The 16,168-nt window shown below is 40.6% G+C and carries 13 protein-coding genes, 1 rRNA gene and 2 pseudogenes; 12 read left to right on the top strand and 4 right to left on the bottom strand.

Annotated features, from left to right (window positions below; genetic code table 11):
* Positions 1-67: 67 nt before the first annotated feature.
* The 7 genes from argA to ACSC97_RS11485 all read left to right on the top strand — a co-directional run bounded on the left by argA (position 68) and on the right by ACSC97_RS11485 (position 7,359).
* Entirely contained in the window at positions 68-1,423 is a 1,356-nt protein-coding gene (gene argA / locus ACSC97_RS11515; protein ID WP_151760341.1) for an amino-acid N-acetyltransferase, read from the top strand.
* A gap of 309 nt (positions 1,424-1,732) precedes the next feature.
* Complete coding sequence (locus tag ACSC97_RS11510; protein WP_112986942.1) at positions 1,733-2,725, top strand: sulfonate ABC transporter substrate-binding protein; 993 nt, start codon at positions 1,733-1,735, stop codon at positions 2,723-2,725.
* A 12-nt stretch (positions 2,726-2,737) separates the two neighbouring features.
* On the top strand, positions 2,738-3,724 hold the full coding sequence (locus tag ACSC97_RS11505) for an aliphatic sulfonate ABC transporter substrate-binding protein (protein ID WP_112986943.1): 987 nt from the start codon (positions 2,738-2,740) through the stop codon (positions 3,722-3,724).
* Between the two features lie 32 nt (positions 3,725-3,756).
* A complete protein-coding gene (gene ssuD, locus ACSC97_RS11500) occupies positions 3,757-4,932 on the top strand; it encodes an FMNH2-dependent alkanesulfonate monooxygenase (protein ID WP_168154915.1) in 1,176 nt (391 codons plus the stop codon).
* The gene (gene ssuC / locus ACSC97_RS11495; RefSeq protein ID WP_151816736.1) at positions 4,929-5,720 is read left to right on the top strand and encodes an aliphatic sulfonate ABC transporter permease SsuC; all 792 of its coding nucleotides are present in this window, start codon (positions 4,929-4,931) and stop codon (positions 5,718-5,720) included. The genes ssuD and ssuC overlap by 4 nt, the downstream gene beginning before the upstream one ends.
* A 13-nt stretch (positions 5,721-5,733) precedes the next feature.
* Positions 5,734-6,525, top strand: a complete 792-nt coding sequence (locus ACSC97_RS11490; RefSeq protein WP_075696867.1) for an ABC transporter ATP-binding protein — start codon at positions 5,734-5,736, stop codon at positions 6,523-6,525.
* 222 nt (positions 6,526-6,747) lie between these two features.
* Complete coding sequence (locus ACSC97_RS11485) at positions 6,748-7,359, top strand: TetR/AcrR family transcriptional regulator (RefSeq protein ID WP_339470140.1); 612 nt, start codon at positions 6,748-6,750, stop codon at positions 7,357-7,359.
* 45 nt (positions 7,360-7,404) lie between these two features.
* Here ACSC97_RS11485 and ACSC97_RS11480 read toward each other — a convergent pair whose 3' ends face one another.
* Together ACSC97_RS11480 and ACSC97_RS11475 are read right to left on the bottom strand one after the other, a co-directional pair.
* Positions 7,405-7,971, bottom strand: coding sequence for a phosphorylase family protein (locus ACSC97_RS11480; RefSeq protein ID WP_004956924.1), 567 nt, complete (start codon positions 7,969-7,971; stop codon positions 7,405-7,407).
* A 67-nt stretch (positions 7,972-8,038) separates the two neighbouring features.
* The gene (locus ACSC97_RS11475) at positions 8,039-9,172 is read right to left on the bottom strand and encodes a TDT family transporter (protein ID WP_436661024.1); all 1,134 of its coding nucleotides are present in this window, start codon (positions 9,170-9,172) and stop codon (positions 8,039-8,041) included.
* 207 nt (positions 9,173-9,379) lie between these two features.
* On the opposite strand from ACSC97_RS11475, the gene ribF reads away from it, so the two are divergent.
* From ribF to ACSC97_RS11450, 5 genes and pseudogenes are all read left to right on the top strand, one after another.
* Complete coding sequence (ribF, locus tag ACSC97_RS11470) at positions 9,380-10,381, top strand: riboflavin biosynthesis protein RibF (RefSeq protein ID WP_436661022.1); 1,002 nt, start codon at positions 9,380-9,382, stop codon at positions 10,379-10,381.
* A 63-nt stretch (positions 10,382-10,444) separates the two neighbouring features.
* Entirely contained in the window at positions 10,445-13,282 is a 2,838-nt protein-coding gene (ileS, locus tag ACSC97_RS11465) for an isoleucine--tRNA ligase (protein WP_436661020.1), read from the top strand.
* On the top strand, positions 13,275-13,814 hold the full coding sequence (lspA, locus tag ACSC97_RS11460; protein WP_004907358.1) for a signal peptidase II: 540 nt from the start codon (positions 13,275-13,277) through the stop codon (positions 13,812-13,814). Before ileS ends, lspA begins: the two co-directional genes overlap by 8 nt.
* Positions 13,807-14,289 carry an FKBP-type peptidyl-prolyl cis-trans isomerase gene (locus ACSC97_RS11455; protein WP_004907359.1) on the top strand — a complete coding sequence of 161 codons (483 nt, stop codon included), beginning with the start codon at positions 13,807-13,809 and terminating at the stop codon, positions 14,287-14,289. The genes lspA and ACSC97_RS11455 overlap by 8 nt, the downstream gene beginning before the upstream one ends.
* 105 nt (positions 14,290-14,394) lie before the next feature.
* A pseudogene (locus ACSC97_RS11450) lies at positions 14,395-14,937 on the top strand (NADPH-dependent FMN reductase).
* A gap of 201 nt (positions 14,938-15,138) precedes the next feature.
* Here the strand turns inward: ACSC97_RS11450 and ACSC97_RS11445 are convergent.
* Positions 15,139-15,862: pseudogene (locus ACSC97_RS11445) on the bottom strand (AAA family ATPase).
* A 200-nt stretch (positions 15,863-16,062) separates the two neighbouring features.
* Positions 16,063-16,168, bottom strand: a 5S ribosomal RNA gene (gene rrf, locus ACSC97_RS11440); the annotation flags it as partial.

The following is a 16,168-nucleotide window of genomic DNA, read 5'->3' as shown; positions in this document are numbered from 1 at the left end:
ACTAAGAGATTTATCTTTTACTTTTTTTGGTTAGAATCAAATAAATTGCAGTAAATCTGAGATCGACATGGCGAACCAAATCACTGAAACTTCAAATAGTACAGCGCAAGATTATGTACATTGGTTTCGCCATTCAGCACCTTATATCAATGCTCATCGTGATAAAACATTCGTCCTGATGTTTGGCGGTGAAGCGGTTCAACATGATAATTTCCAACATATCATCCATGATATTGCCTTGCTGCACTCGTTAGGTATTCGTCTGATCCTAGTACATGGTGCACGTCCTCAAATTAATCAAAATTTGCTTGAACGCAAAATTGAAACACCTTTTCATCAAAATCGTCGTGTAACGACACGCGAGTCTTTACGCGGCGTTATGAATGCTGTTGGTTCGATTCGCTTAGAAATCGAAGCACTCCTGTCTATGGGTCTTGCGAACTCACCGATGTACGGCGCCCGTATTGATGTTGTATCGGGTAATTTTGTCACCGCAAAACCTTATGGTATTCGTGATGGTATCGATTTCCAACTGACAGGTGATGTACGTTCAATCGATACAGATGCAATTCAGCGTCATTTAGATAATCACAATATTGTGTTGCTAGGACCGACAGGCTACTCCACCACAGGTGAGGTGTTTAATTTACTGGCTGAGGAGGTTGCAACCAAAACTGCAACTGCGATTAAAGCCGATAAACTCATTTTCTTGGGTGAAAAACAAGGTTTAATGAATCAAAAACAGCACTTGCTTCGTGAACTAAGCCCTCGTCAACTTGAACCTTATATTCAACAGTTCCAAGCAAATAATCCTGAATTTTCATTACATTTAAAACAAGCCCAACAAGCCTCTTTATCAGGGGTTCATCGTGTACATTTAATTTCTTATGCTTATGATGGCGCATTGATCGAGGAGTTATTCACTCGTGATGGTATAGGTACCATGATTACCGATGCACATTATGAAGAAGTTCGAATTGCCAATATCCATGATGTTGGTGGTCTCATTAATCTACTTCGTCCACTCGAACAAGAAGGTATTTTGGTTTATCGCTCTCGGGAACGTCTTGAGAGTGAGATTGAACAATTTGCAGTGATTGAACGAGATGGCATGATCTTGGCTTGCGCTGCATTGTATCCAATACCTGCACAGGACGATGAAATTCGTTCAGCCGAAATTGCCTGTGTTGCAGTCGATTCTAGCTATCGAAAATCCAATCGTGGCAGCCAAATTCTGCAATTCTTGGAAAGCAAAGCCAAACAGCAAGGTATACAACAATTATTCGTTCTCACCACTCGAACAGGTCACTGGTTTTTAGAGCAAGGATTTCTTCCTGCCACTGTGGATGACTTACCCAACGCTCGCCAAGCGCTCTATAATTATCAAAGAAATTCACTTGTGTTTAAAAAGGCATTGAACTAATTCAAGTACGTGAAGATATTTTTATTTCTGATAAAGATATCTTCGAATCGCTCAATACTGTGATTATTGTTTTAATTTAATTTGATCTAAAACCTTAAATAAAATTTAAAAGATATAATAAACATTAGCTTAGGTGAGATTTTTTAATTCCTTCATTATTCAATAAATCACTAAACTTATTCTTTTTTCTATTTTGCACTTTTACTGATAACTAAAGCCTGATTATTTATTTTTTCTGCAATAAAAAGCGTTCTAGTTTAGTTGCTCACTTATTTAGATCTTTTTGGATTTACGGGGAGCACAACCACTATGAACATTTCAATGCATTCTTCATGGCTAAAATACACACTTCTTGCTGCAAGTCTTAGCAGCTTATTGGGTATTTCTGGTTGTGCTAAAAAACCTGAGCAGCAAGCAGAAACAAAACAAGAAACCACAACATTAAACATCGGCTTCCAGAAATATGGCATCTTGCCGATTGTCAAAGCAAAAGGTGAATTAGAAAAAAGTCTTGCTGCTCAGGGTGTGAATATTAAATGGGTTGAGTTTCCAGCGGGTCCTCAACTCTTGGAAGGTTTAAATGTTGGGAGCGTAGTATTTGGTGAAGCAGGTGAAGCACCACCTATCTTTGCTCAAGCAGCGAACCCTAACTTAGTTTACGTTGCAAACCAACCACCTGCACCTACTGCTGAAGCTCTGATTGTGCAGAAAAATTCACCGATTCAATCAATACAAGATTTGAAGGGTAAACGTGTTGCTTTAAACAAAGGTTCAAACGTTCATTATCTTTTATTAAAACTGCTTGAAGCGCATAACCTTACGCTCAATGACATTCAGCCCGTTTATCTCCCTCCTTCTGATGCCCGTGCTGCTTTTGAAAAAGGTGCCGTCGATGCTTGGGTGATTTGGGACCCATTCTTCTCTGCTGCTGAACATCAAATCCAAGCTCGAGTAATTGCGAACGGTGAACATCTGGTCAGTAATCATCAATTCTATTTGGCTGATCGTAAGTTTGCTGAATCCAATCCAGCAGTTTTGAAAACTCTGGTTGCCACTCTGAATCAAACAACTGACTGGGTCAAAGCACATCCTGATGACGCAGCTAAATTACTCGAAAAACCGACAGGGCTGGAATTTGCGGTTTTAAAAACATCAATCTCTCGTATGGGTTTCGGCGTTCAACCAATCTCTGAAAAAGTCGCTAAAGAACAACAATACGTTGCTGATGCATTTTTTGCGCAAAAACTTATTCCAAAACAGCTTGTCATCCAAGATGCCATCCTAAAAAACGATGTTAAATAATTGGAGATCTCGATGAAGGTATTTTCTAGCGTTTCAATTTTGGGTGTATTGATCGCGGCTGTGACAATCGGAGGCTGTCAAAAAATCGAACAGCCGTTGGTAGACACAGCGAGCTCTACTGAAAATAGCGCGGTAAAAACACTTTCTATCGGCTTCCAAAAATCTTCGCTGAATCTACTGGTCGCAAGACAACAGAAATTATTCGAGCAAGCCTTTCCAAATGCCAGAATTGAATGGCGTGAATTTCCTGCAGGTCCACAATTACTTGAAGCATTGGCTGTTGGTGCTGTCGATTTTGGTTCTGTTGGAAATACACCACCTATTTTTGCTCAAGCAGCTGCCAAGCCATTAACTTATGTGGCTTATGAAGTTGTCGCACCTACTGCACAAGCCATATTGGTTCACCCCAATAGCCAAATCAATACACTACAAGATTTGAAAGGTAAACGAATTGCTGTGCAAAGAGGTTCTAGTGCACATGAGCTGCTCGCTAAGACCTTACAGAAAGCTCAATTGTCTTGGCAAGATATCGAACCCATTTGGTTACCGCCCTCTGATGCACGTGCTGCATTTGACAAACAAGCGGTAGATGCTTGGGCAATTTGGGAACCTTATTTGGGCACTGCGGAATTACAGGGTCATACCAAAGCGTTGATTGACGGGCGATCTTTCCCAACCACTTATTCTTTTTATATTGGCAACCCAAATTTCATCCAGAAGCATACTCAAGCTGTACAGAAAGTCATAAATGCGATCAATGATGCAGATCACTGGATCGTAAAACACCAAGATCAAGCCTTAAAAATCTATGCAGGCAGTACAGGCTTAGATAGTCAAGTTGCTCAACGTGTTTTAGACAAAAGACCAAAACCTTCGCCTGTTCGTCCTCTCACAACAGAGGTAATTCTCCACCAACAAGAGATTGCCGATTTATTTCAACAAGAGCAATTGATCCCTGTGCAAATTGACGTTCAGCGCAGCGTTTGGTCTACCAAATAAATGCTTATTTTACTTTCATAAGGAACATCGACATGAATATTTTTTGGTTTATTCCCACTCACGGTGACAGTCGTTATTTAGGCACCAGCAAGGGTGCTCGTCAGGTCGATCATGCTTATATGAAACAGATTGCGGTTGCTGTAGATAATCTTGGCTATGCAGGAGTATTAATTCCAACTGGTCGCTCTTGTGAAGACCCTTGGATCACCGCAGCAAGCCTAATCGATGCCACAAAACAGCTTAAATTTTTAGTCGCACTTCGACCAGGAATCACGACGCCTGCACTCGCTGCACGAATGGCTGCCACATTTGATCGCTTATCAAATGGTCGTATTTTATTAAATCTTGTGACTGGTGGTGATGAGCAAGAACTCAAAGGTGATGGTTTATATGAAGACCATAGTACGCGTTATCAAACGGCATCTGAATATGTAAAAATTTGGCGTGAAATCCTAAGCCGATCACATACTGGTGAATCATTCACTTTTCATGGTGAGCGCTTAAGCGTTGACGATGCCAAACTTTTGTACCCACCTGTGCAAAAACCTTATCCTCCCCTTTGGTTTGGTGGATCATCGGAAGATGCTACTGAACTTGCAGCGGAACAAGTGGATACCTATTTAACATGGGGTGAACCACCAGCTGCTGTAAAAGAAAAAATCGAATATTTAAAAGCTAAGGCTGCTTCCAAAGGCCGTAGCTTGAATTATGGAATCCGTTTACATGTGATAGTACGCGAGACTAACCAACAAGCCTGGGCTGCAGCCGATGAATTAATTCAATATTTAGATGATGAGACTATTGCAGCAGCGCAGAAAAAATTTGCACAAATGGACTCTATCGGCCAGCAGCGCATGGCAGCCCTGCACGGTGGGCGTAAAGATCAGTTGGAGGTCTCACCAAACTTATGGGCAGGTATTGGTTTAGTCCGTGGCGGCGCAGGCACAGCCTTGGTTGGTGATCCAGAAACCGTTGCTGCACGTATTCAAGAATATGCTGAGTTAGGTATCGATACTTTTATCTTCTCAGGCTACCCACATTTAGAAGAATCAATCCGTTTTGCAGAATTGGTGTTTCCGTTATTGCCACTAAAAACACGAGAGAAACTTGCACAACCTCATTTAACAGGCCCCTTCGGTGAAATTATTGCCAACAATTATGTGCCCGAAGTCAAACAGCCTAAAGTGTTAAACAAGGAGACCGCATGACTACACAAAATGTTTCACGTGGAACACTAAGCATTTTTACCAATCTTCTACCGTGGCTATTCCCTATTTTATTGATCGTGATATGGCAAGTTGCATCAAGTTCGGGTCTCTTGCAAAGTCGTGTTCTTCCTGCACCGACCGCTGTAGTGAGTGCCTTTTGGCACTTACTAATTAGTGGCGAGCTTTGGCAGCACGTAAAGGTCAGCGCTGGACGGGCATTACTTGGATTACTCATCGGAGGCGGTCTAGGTCTACTGCTCGGGTTATTGAATGGTTCATCACGGATCGCATCGACCTTACTCGATACAACTCTACAAATGATCCGCAATATCCCTGCTTTAGCACTGATTCCATTGGTTATTTTATGGTTCGGTATTGACGAAACAGCCAAATTATTTCTAGTTGCGGTCGGTGTGTTTTTTCCAATTTATATCAACACCTATCACGGTATTCGTTCTGTTGACCCTCAACTAATCGAAATGGGAAAAAGTTATGGTCTGAGTCGCTGGCAACTGTATAAAGAAATTATTTTACCTGGGGCCATGCCTTCAATTTTAGTCGGTTTTCGTTTTTCACTCGGCTTGGTTTGGGTGCTTCTGATCGTAGCTGAAACGATATCAGCGCAATCTGGTATTGGTTATATGACCATGAATGCACGTGAATTTTTACAAACAGATATCGTTTTGGTCGGCATTTTGCTCTATGCCCTACTTGGAAAACTAGCTGATGTTTTTGCACAGATATTAGAACGTTATTTATTGCGTTGGCATGCAGGCTATCAAAAATAAAAAGGATCAATTTATGACGAATCTCAACCTAAAATTCTTAAGTGAATCTCGCACCCAAGACTCACTATCAAAGGATGACAATAGCAATGGGGCTGCTATTCAAATTGAGCAACTCTATAAATATTATGGTGATGTCAAAGTATTAGAAGATCTAGATTTAGATATTCAAGCAGGTGAATTTGTTGCAATTGTTGGACGTAGTGGTTGTGGTAAAAGCACATTGTTACGTTTAATCGCCCAACTGGAAAAACCAAGTTATGGCGAAATCAAATATCAATCTGCACGCCATTTTAGAGAAGGGATTACCAATGCTGATATTAGGGTCATGTTTCAAGATCCACGTCTACTACCATGGAAAAGTGTATTGAAAAATACGCAACTTGGATTAGCCAAAGAAAAATATAAATTTACCGAGCAATTGCTAGAAAAAGTGGGCTTAAAAGATAAAGCCGAACATTGGCCCACTCAACTTTCAGGGGGACAACGTCAACGTGTTGCTTTAGCGCGTGCTCTATCGCATGCGCCTCGCATTCTACTACTGGACGAGCCATTAGGTGCATTAGATGCGCTGACACGATTAGAGATGCAAAATCTCATCGAACAACTTTGGAATGAGCAAGGTTTTACCGCTATTTTAGTGACCCATGATGTTAGTGAGGCCGTTCAACTGGCAGATCGTATTATCTTGCTCGATCAAGGTCACATTAAACAGAGTTTCAACGTAGATTTAGCTCGTCCACGCGTTAAGAATATTGCCTTCACACGCCTAGAACAGCAGGTTTTAGAGGCTGTTTTAGCCACATGAGCTATATGTTTTACGACTAAGAAAAATGACTGATCGTTCTGTTTTTGTCTACAAAATAAGCGGCAGAAGATACCCAAAATGGTCAGTTTTTACCGTTAATCAACAGAACGTTACCGTTAATCTAAGAACTGAACGATTTTTGCTAAAAAAAATGTGTTCTTGTGCACAGATATATGAATTTATCTTACAATGTCAAGGACATTTTTTGAATCAAGCTCGCAGATGGAACAGAAAAAAAGTACACAAAAGCGCAATCAACTGCTGAATGCTGCCCTAGATGTTTTTTCCGTCTATGGGTTCAGCGGCGCAAGTTTGGATGAGATTGCACAACTTGCAAATATGCATAAATCGAATATTTTCTATTACTATGAAAATAAAGAGTCACTTTATGTTGAAGTGCTCACCACGGTATTACAAAAGTGGCTTGCACCCTTGCAAACCCTAGAGTCTGAGCTTGAGCCAACTGAAGCCCTCACTCACTATTTAATTCAAAAAATTGAAAGCTCGCGTGATCAACCGAAAGCCTCTCGTTTGTTTGCTTTAGAGATCATCCAAGGTGCTCCACATATCTTGCCGATCTTAAAAGGACCTTTGAGAAAGCTGTTTAAACGCAAAACTAAAGTGATCCAAACTTGGCAGGAACAAGGGAAAATCTCAACAGAAATCGATGCAGAACTGTTAATTATTAACATTTGGTCAATTACGCAGAATTATGCGGATTTTGCTACACAAATGGAGATGGTGACAGGCAAAACTTTACGCAATCGCAGCATGTACCAACGCACGGTTGAACATACCGTGCATATGATGCTTTATGGTGTGATCCCTCGCTAAATTAGCCCATTAAAAAAAGCCCATCTCGATCGATGGGCTTTTTTATTAGAAGTGAGCTTGATACAAAGCGAGCAGTTTTTGTGCTCCTACCAATAGGTTTTCTTCCCAGTCTAAATGAGCAGTATCATCTGCCCCATCCGTAATATATTTTACTGAAATCAACCGCACCCCAAGTTTTTGACACACCTTTGCCAGAGCATAACCCTCCATATCTACTAAATTGCAATGAACCTTCGGAACCCCAGTTTCAAATGAATCACCCGTACCACAAATCCCTTTAGGTAAATATTCAAAATAGGCTGGTGTATGAATCTCAGCAGGTAAATGTTCATCCATAGGCGTGACCCCGACCGCAAAGCCCAAGGGTGATACATCCATATCACGCTGCACGAAAGTCGTCACCTCAACTAAACTATGTGCATTAAAATGAGAGCTTCCAGCGCTACCCAAGTTGATCAAGGTTTTACATCCCGTTTTTTGGATTACCTCAAATGCCTTGAATGCTGCATTAATTTTACCGATACCACTATAGTGAACTTCAATTCCAGCTTGCTCAAATAGACCTTTTGATTCATTTGGCAGTGCCATCATCAAAGCAACATCAGCATTCATAACCACATACTCTATTCAGATTAAAGCCAACACACATAAAAAGGTGTGCTCTTGCACAACGATTATCTTATTGCATCTTTTGCTGTAAGGCGACCAAACAAGGAGAGAAAAATAGTTGACCACTATATGCACCAACCACTGTTTTTTTCATCACCAAAGCCCATAACGCTAGCAAAACAATACTCAAAGCTACAGCAATATAGGTAAAGAAATTGAACTGTAACTGATGCGCCAAATTAAAGATCGCTAAAATAAATACACCAAATGGGAAAGTCAGCCCCCACCAACCAAAGTTAAAAGGAATCCCTGTACGCGCGTGACGTACAGTCGTTAAAACCGCGATGCCAAACCACCACAAGCCAAAGCCCAATAACACCAAACCACCAATGACGCCTATGGCTGGCACTATTGTCGCCAATTCTTCTAATCCAACAGCATTCAAAATACGTGGAGCTTGCTGACCGAGTAACAACAAAGCCAATGCCCCTGTTCCAATCGGTCCTAAACATAACCAGCTAGAAATCGCGACTTCTTTTTCAGGCAACTGATGCAAAGCCAGACGTAACATTAAAATGGTTAAGATTGCAAAAGCAGGCAATACAGAAATCCCCCACAGCACATACCCCATGATCAAGATCGCTAAAGCATGCTGATCCGCGGCCAAATGCTGTAATAGTAATCCTGCAGAACTCGCAGCCACCTCACACGCCACGATTGGCAACAACCAAACCGCGGTCATACGTTGCAATTGATGGTCCTGACAGCTAAACATACAAAATGGCACCACCCATGCAATCAACACCGCAAGAAATACATCGAGATACCAAAGATAAGTCGCTATCTGAACCGCAATATCACCATATAAATGCACCCCAAAGCTCAGGAAACCATTCGCAATCGTCGCTAGTCCCATCGGTATCGCACCTAAAAACAAGCTCATGTTTGGGTGGTTAAAAATCTGTTTTGCTTCAGTCGGAAATAGAATCCAACGCAAGCCATAAAGAATACTGAAAGTGATAAATAGCAAGATATTGAACTGCCATAATTTAGTCGCAAGCATAAACAAGACTGATGAAGCAAAAGGCAGCTGTGCTAAAATCATCGCCACCACACCTGTTCCCATCGTGGCGGTAAACCAGTTTGGGGTAAAATGGCGAATCACATCTCTGCTTTGTTCTAGCTGATAAAATGGCTTTTTCATCTCTTTCTCGATCTATAGCGACGATTAAGCTATCTTAAGCGACCCAATTAATAAGAAAAACTGATTTATTTTTATTTAATGAATCAATAAAAATGATATATTGCGTTTAAATATTGAAATTTCCTTGCGTAAAAACACAACAACAAGACGAATCGCTGAGAATATGGCAATATATAGCCTTTGCAAAATTCACTGAATTTAACGCCCATGAAGTTGCTTCGTCTCAACGCATTATCGCCAGATTTTCAGTTACCTCCGAGCGCGGTAACGATTGGCAATTTTGATGGTGTCCATCTGGGTCACCAAGCGATGATTGCTCAACTGAAAACATTGGCTGATGCCAAAGGCTTAAAAACATTAGTGATGATTTTTGAGCCACAACCGCTTGAATTTTTTAAAGCTTATGATGCACCTCCTCGCATCAGCTCGCTCAGAGAAAAAGTAGAATATTTAACTGAGTTAGGGGTGGATTATATTGCTGTCGCCAAGTTTGATCAGTATTTTAGAAGTCTTAATGCAACCGAGTTTGCTGAGTTACTCAAATTAAAACTCAATGCTCAAAGCTTAGTATTAGGTGATGACTTTCATTTTGGTAAAGACCGCCAAGGCAATAGCGAATTCCTACGCGATTATGGATTTGACGTCACTAATTTAAATACGGTGGCTTTAAATGGTGAACGTGTGAGTTCAACTCGTATTCGCCAAGTTTTACAAGCAGGTGATCTTGCTTTAGCTGCTAAATTATTGGGTCGTCCATACAGCATTACAGGTCGTGTGCAATATGGCGATCAGATTGGACGTACACTTGATTTTCCAACGATTAATGTCCGTTTAAATCGCCATAAACCGTGTTTAAGTGGTATTTATGCGGTGGACGTGGTATGTGAGAATGCTTCTCTCACAGCCAAAATTCAACATATAGATACTGAGTTGAATGGAATTGCTGGTTATCAAGCTGATAGTTTGTTTGGTGCAGGTCATGTCGGGACACGTCCAGCTATTCAACAAGATCATCCAGAGTGGCGATTAGAAGTACATTTCCCTGATGTTTCTGCTAATCTGTATGGCCTATTGATGCGGGTAACTTTTCTTCACTATTTACATGGCGAACTGAATTACCCTTCGCTTGAAGCACTCAAAGCTGGGATAGATGATGATGTGCAAAAACTACGAGACTATCGTAAGCGCACACCAGAATTTCCTTTTTAAATTTTAAATTTCATTTTTGTAGAACATGTCAGTTTAGACTGATAAAACTGGAAGAAAACTTGCATGAGCGATAAGCAAACTCCTGAAAATGCAGTGGATTATAAAGCCACACTCAATTTGCCTGATACTGAATTTGCGATGAAAGCAAATTTGGCTGTGCGTGAAGCCAAATGGTTAGAAGAGTGGTATGCCGACAACATTTATCAGCAGATTCGCGCATCGCGTATTGGCAAGAAAAAATATGTACTTCATGATGGCCCTCCATATGCCAATGGTCAAATCCACTTAGGTCATGCAGTCAATAAAGTTCTAAAAGACATCATCATCAAAAGCCGCGTGATGGATGGCTTTGATGCACCCTATGTTCCTGGTTGGGACTGTCACGGATTACCGATTGAGCTTAAAGTAGAAGAGAAAGTGGGTAAGGTTGGTGTCAAGGTCGACGCATCTACCTTCCGCAAAGCCTGCCGTGAATATGCTTACACACAAGTCGAGTTACAGAAAAAAGACTTCGTGCGTATGGGTGTGTTTGGTGACTGGGATAATCCATACCTCACCATGAACTTTAAACAAGAAGCTGACATCGTACGCTCTTTGGGTGCGATTGCTAAAGCGGGTCATATTGAACCAGGTTTGAAGCCTGTGAACTGGTGTTTGGACTGCGGTTCAGCACTTGCAGAAGCAGAAGTTGAATATGAAGATAAAAAATCTGATGCAATTGATGTCGGTTTCACCGTCATTGATCTTAAAGATTTAAGCGCACGTCTAAGTATTGATGTTCAAGATGTGACTGATATTGTCATTTGGACAACTACACCGTGGACTTTACCTGCCAACCAAGCTGTTGCAGTACATGCCGACATTGACTACCAACTGGTACAAGTAAGCACTGAACGAGGCTCACAAAACTTCATTCTTGCCAAAGATCTAGTTGAATCAGCAATCGAACGTTACAAGCTCGAAAATCCAGTTGTATTGGCTGATTTTAAAGGTGCTGTCATCGAGAAGCTATTATTACAACATCCTTTAATTACTGATCGTCAAGTCCCAGTAATTGTTGGTGAGCACGTAATTGCGACGAGCGGTACAGGTGCGGTACATACTGCTCCTGGACACGGTGTAGACGACTATAAAGTAGGACTGCAATACAATCTAAAAGTCGATAATCCAGTCGGTGGTAATGGCGTATATTTACCAACTGCACCGATTTTTGCGGGTGAACACATCTACAAAGCCAATCCAAAAATTATCGAAGCTTTGGGTGCTGAAGGTCGTTTATGGGCACATCAGCCAATTAAACATAGCTATCCACATTGCTGGCGTCATAAAACACCGATTATCTTCCGTGCAACACCACAATGGTTTATCAGCATGGATGCCAAAGGTTTGCGTCAAACTGCTTTAAATGCGATTGAAAATGACATCGAATTTGTTCCAGATTGGGGGAAAAATCGTATTCAATCGATGATCGAAGGTCGTCCTGACTGGTGTATCTCACGTCAACGTACTTGGGGCGTACCAATCCCATTCTTTGTACACAAAGATACTAATGCATTACACCCTCGTACACCTGAACTCATTGAAGAAGTGGCTAAACTGATCGAACAAGAAGGTATTGATGGTTGGTATAACCGTGATGCTAGCGACTTCATTGGTGCAGATGCTGAACAGTATAATGCCGTACGCGATACACTTGACGTTTGGTTTGACTCAGGTACTACACATTATGCAGTGTTGCGTGAACGTGAAGAGTTACAAGACCCTGCAGATTTGTATCTTGAAGGTTCAGACCAACATCGTGGCTGGTTCCAATCGTCATTGTTAACTTCAATTGCGATCAATGAACGTGCACCATATAAAGGTCTACTCACTCACGGATTCGTCGTGGATGAGAAAGGTCGTAAAATGTCTAAATCATTAGGCAACATCATCACCCCACAAGACATCATCAAAGATATGGGTGCAGATGGTTTACGTTTCTGGATTGCTTCGGCTGACTATCGCTATGAAATGACCGCAGGTAAAGAAATCTTTAGCCGTGCGTCTGATGGTTATCGTCGTATCCGCAACACGTTACGCTTCTTGTTGGCAAACTTAAATGGTTTCAAACCATCAACAGATGTTCTACCTGTAAATGAGTTGATTGCATTAGATCAATACATCTTACAACGTGCTGCTGATGTTCAAAAAACCATTCAGCAAGCCTATGAAGAGATGAACTTCCACATTGTAACTAACGCATTGACCAATTTCTGTATCAATGACTTAGGTGGTTTCTATCTCGACATCATCAAAGATCGTCAGTACACCACCAAAGCAGATTCACAAGCTCGCCGTTCAGCACAAACTGCGCTGTATCATTTAGTACAAGCTTTTGTGCGCTGGATGTCACCAATCCTGAGCTTTACTGCTCAAGAAGCTTGGCCATTGATCCCAGAGCAAACTGAGAAATATGTATTTACTGCTGAATGGTATGACATCCCAACGGCATCAACAGCAAACTTGCTTTCAGAAGCAGATTGGCAAACATTGATTAGCGTAAAATCAGCAGTAAATAAACAGATTGAAGCAGCACGTAACGCTAAACTTGTTGGTAGTAACTTATCTGCAAAAGTTGAACTTTGGGCAGATGAAGCATTACAAACATTATTAAATCAGTTGGCTGATGAATTACGTTTCGTCTTGATCACGTCTCAAGTCATCGTTTACCCGTATGCTGAACAAGGTGAAAGCACTGACTTAACAGGATTACGTGTCAAAGTTTCTGCGGCTGATGGTGAAAAATGTGTACGTTGCTGGCATGTATTGCCAGACGTGAATACCCACGTTGGTCATGCTGGTTTATGCGCTCGTTGTATCGTCAATGTCACTGGTAGTGGCGAAGTGAGAAAGTATGCCTAATACACAAGCAAAAAAAGGCTTGTTCCAGTTTTATCCTCATAATCTCATGTGGCTTGGACTTTCAGTCCTTGCCATTGTGTTAGATCAATGGACAAAATGGATTGCAAGTACACACTTAAACTATGCCGATCCTGTTCCTGTATTACCTTTCCTGAATTGGACATTACTGCATAACTATGGTGCTGCATTCAGTTTTCTTTCTGATGCTGGTGGCTGGCAACGTTACTTTTTTACTTCTTTAGCAGGCTTTGTCTCGATTATCTTTATTTTTTGGTTAATGAAAATGCCAAAAAAAATGATCATCCTTCCGATGGCAATTGCATTAATTCTCGGTGGTGCTATAGGCAACCTTATAGACCGCGTCTCATTGGGTTATGTCGTTGACTTTATTCATGTCTATTATCAAGACAGTCACTTCCCTGCTTTTAATATTGCAGATAGTGCGATTACCTTAGGAACAATCCTGCTACTTATTGATACTTTTTTCCTTGAAAAGAAACGTATCCAAAATGCGGAAACAAAAAATGTCTGAAATTATCCAACCAAACGAAGAAATTCGGATTGAAGATGGTTCAAAAGTTGATTTACATTTTTCAGTATCGATCGAAAATGGTGTTGAAATTGATAATACCCGTGGTCGTGAAGAGCCTGTTAGTCTAGTCATTGGGGATGGCAACCTACTCCCAGGATTTGAAAAAGCATTATTTGGTTTACGTGCAGGCGATCGTCGTACTGTACATTTACCGCCAGAAGATGCTTTTGGTCCATGGAATCCTGAAAATATTCAAACTTTTGATACCGTGAAGTTTGAACAACGTCCTATCATCGGGCATATGATTGAATTTGAAGATAAAGCTAAAGCAACCTTGTTTGGCATCGTAAAATCAGTCAATGATGACATCACAGAGATTGACTTTAATCATCCACTTGCTGGTAAAAACATTACCTTTGAAGTTGAAATCTTTAAAGTGACCCCAGCAGGTCAGCAAGGCATCAAATTGATGTAACACAAAAGCTCTCAAATGAGAGCTTTTTTTATCGCCTAAAAAAAGTATAAGATCATTTAAAGGCATTCATTTTTAAAATCAAAGCAATAACACAGGAATTTAAATATGCTCATTTATATTATAGTCGGCAGTGTTCGTGAAAGTCGAACTGCAATTAAAGTTGCAAACTGGGTACAACAAGCAATCTCTAAGCTCACGTTAAATAATCTTCAAACAGAAATCGTCGATCTTAAAGAGTGGGATTTACCGTTATTTGCAGGTGCTCACCCACCCGCAACAGGTATCTATGATCAACCTAAACAGCAAGCTTAGGCAGATAAAATTGCTCAAGCACAAGGATTCATATTTATTAGCCCTGAATATAACCATGGCTATAGTCCAGCACTGAAAAATGCCTTGGATTATATTGGTAAAGAATGGCAAGGCAAACCTGCAGCTTTTATCGGCTATGGTTCAACCAATGGTTCCCGTTCAATTAGCCAAATTCGTCAAGTAACTTCAAGCTTAGGTCTAGTTGATCCAAACGCCGTCATTGAAATTCGAGACATTTATAAACGCAATAAAGACGAAAAATTTGAAGCCAATGAATTTGAAGTGAAAGGATTAGCAGCACTCGTTGCCAAATTACAGAAATATAATATCGTTTAGTTGTACGTCTAAGCGTACATTGATCAGGTAGATTTACGTCTATTCCACTGTTGACTTGACCGCTAATATAAGATGCATAAAGAGACAGGAAGTCTCATCGAAAATAACAAGATACGCAGGAAGCGGTCGTTGATAAGGAATATAAACGACAAGAAACTGAATACTAAGAAGCCCCGTCAGGATGATGGGGCTTCTTTTTATCTATTCTTTCTCTAGCAATTGCTGAATTCTTTTTTGATAATTATTTAAAAAATCCTTTGTCACTCTAAAATGTTCTGTTTCCTCATAAGATATCTCTCTAATCCCTGTATCCGAAAACTGATAAATTTTGGCATTTGGATAAGCCAATAAAATAGGAGAATGGGTAGCAATAATAAATTGAGATTGCTCCTGACATAAACGATCTAAAACCGATAAGGTTGTCATCAACATCGTGAGACAAGGCTGCTTCTGGTTCATCTAAAAGGTATAAACCTTTCCCTTTTAATTTTATTGTTAATAATTTTAAGAAAGCCTCCCCATGTGAGCGTAAGTGTATATCTCCCCCATACTCCACCAAATAGTTCACTTGCTTCATATAAGTTGCAACGTTATAAAAGCTCTCGGCACGTAAAAAGTAATAATCTTGAGGCTTCTTATAGCTTTTTATCGTTCGAATCGCCTGATGCAAATCAGAAGCTGTGGTCGCTGTATTTAATTGTACATTACGCGTTCCACCTTCTTCTGAAAAACCCAAAGCAAGTGCTAAGGCCTCAAGAATGGTCGATTTCCCTGAACCATTCTCCCCGACAAAGAAAGTTACTTGTGGGTGAAACTTGATGCTTTCTAAAACGTTAACAGCTGGTACGACATAAGGGTAGCTAGCCCAATCCAAAGACTCAGGCGACTTAAACTTTACAGCTCTAATATAAGGTCTTTCTTGCATAAAATATTGGGAAATTTATTATTTGTTATAGCATGCTAGATTTTAAGTTTAAAAAATACCTTAATTCATTTATGAACGTCTTAAGCGGTCATATGCAAAAGCCAGACTAAACTGTACTCGCCTTAATCTTCTTTATAAATTTTAAAAATGCAATAAAAAACACCCCCTCTGCTTATGCGGAGGGGGTGTTTATATTTAAAAGCTGGCGATGACTTACTCTCACATGGCAAACGCCACACTACCATCAGCGCGAAGAGGTTTCACTTCTGAGTTCGGGAAGGGATCAGGTGGTTCACTCTTGCTATT

The sequence above is a fragment of the Acinetobacter sp. P1(2025) genome (genome assembly GCF_051390655.1).
In the GTDB taxonomy this organism is placed as follows: Bacteria; Pseudomonadota; Gammaproteobacteria; order Pseudomonadales; family Moraxellaceae; genus Acinetobacter; species Acinetobacter junii.
The sequence above is the reverse complement of the archived record's forward strand: the minus strand, read 5'-3'. Positions and strand labels throughout refer to the sequence as shown.